Origin of the sequence: Larsenimonas salina (genome assembly GCF_023736155.1) — a bacterium.
Classification (GTDB): domain Bacteria; phylum Pseudomonadota; class Gammaproteobacteria; order Pseudomonadales; family Halomonadaceae; genus Larsenimonas; species Larsenimonas salina.
Genome location: NZ_JAMLJJ010000019.1, coordinates 1 through 1,349, shown reverse-complemented (window position 1 = coordinate 1,349; position 1,349 = coordinate 1). Strand labels below are relative to the sequence as shown.

Here is a 1,349-nt window from a genome sequence, read left to right as displayed (position 1 = left end):
GGCTCTTCGTCGCTGGGTGTGGAATTCGCCCCCTGAGCTGGGCCAGGATATGACCTCCACATGGACAGGAGGTACGACATGGACGGCACGCAGATTCTGACCCTCGGCCTAGGCCTTGAAGCGCCCTGGTTGCTTAAGGACCAGCACCTGGATACCTCCGTGTCGCCCCACCGCCTGGACCTCTATGTCGAGGCCGAGCGGGGCAGCCTCTACCCCTGCCCGGAGTGCGGCAAGGCCTGCCCGGCCCATGACTTTGCCGACAAGACTTGGCGGCACCTGAACTTCTTTCAGCACCACTGCTACCTGCACGCTCGCGTGCCTCGCACCAAGTGCCCCGAGCATGGCGTCAAGCGTATTGAAGTGCCCTGGGCGCGGCCGGGCAGCGACTTCACCCTGCTGTTCGAGCAAGCCGCTATGTCGTTGGTCAAGGAGATGCCGGTGCTGGCCGTCTCCCGGCAACTGGAGATCTCCGACAAACGCCTGTGGCGCATCGTGCATCACTACGTCGGCCGCATGCTGAGTGAGCTGGACCTGGCCAACGTGGCCACCGTCGGCGTCGATGAAACCGCCTCCCGACGCGGTCATCGCTACGTCACGGTATTCCTCGATATGCAGCGCAAGCAGGAACCGGTGATCTTCGCCGTCCCCGGCCACGGCAAAGACGCCATCAAGGCCTTCAGCGCCTTTCTGGCAGCGCATGGCGGTGACACCGACAACGTGGTCGAGGTCGTGTGCGACATGTCACAAGCCTTCCTCAGCGGCGTGGCCGAGCATCTTCCCAAGGCCGACATCACGGTCGACTGGTTCCATATCGTTCAGACCTTCACCAAGCGGCTGGACGAGGTGCGCAAGAAGGAACGCCGGGAGCAGGGGCATCCCAAGTCGCTGCGCTGGGCCCTGCTGAAAAGCCTCGACAACGAGAACCTGACGCCCAAGCAACTGGCGGCGCTCCAGGAGCTGGTGGCCGATCAGAGCGCCACAGCCGATGCCTGGGTGATCAAAGAGAAGCTGAGCTGGATCCAGAAGGCCCCGACGCCGCGGGCGGCTCGGTGGCGTATCACGAACTACCTCAAGGTCATGAAGGCGGCGGTCACCGAGAAGCCTCTCCTGAAGCCGATGGGGAAGGCCCTGGCGGCGCTGGAGCGCCATGCTGACGCAGTGGTCAGGCGCTGGATCTCGGGACTGACCAACGCACGACTGGAAGGCATGAACGGCCTCTTCCAGGCGGCCAGGTCACGCGCACGTGGCTACCGGAACGAGGCCAACTTCATCGCGATGATCTACCTGATCGGCAGTCCGGTGGGCCGCCTGCTCGATCAGGCCAAATCCACATGAAGTGACGAAGAACC

The 1,349-nt window shown here is 63.7% G+C and carries 1 protein-coding gene; it reads left to right on the top strand.

Annotated elements, in window-relative coordinates:
- The first annotated feature begins 78 nt into the window (after nt 1-78).
- The gene (locus NAT23_RS14710; RefSeq protein WP_172421272.1) at nt 79-1,335 is read left to right on the top strand and encodes an ISL3 family transposase; all 1,257 of its coding nucleotides are present in this window, start codon (nt 79-81) and stop codon (nt 1,333-1,335) included.
- Nucleotides 1,336-1,349: the final 14 nt, after the last annotated feature.

Coding starts and splice junctions, on each gene's coding strand:
- NAT23_RS14710 (WP_172421272.1), top strand. CDS start 79: ATGGACGGCACGCAGATTCTGACCCTCGGCCTAGGCCTTGAAGCGCCC.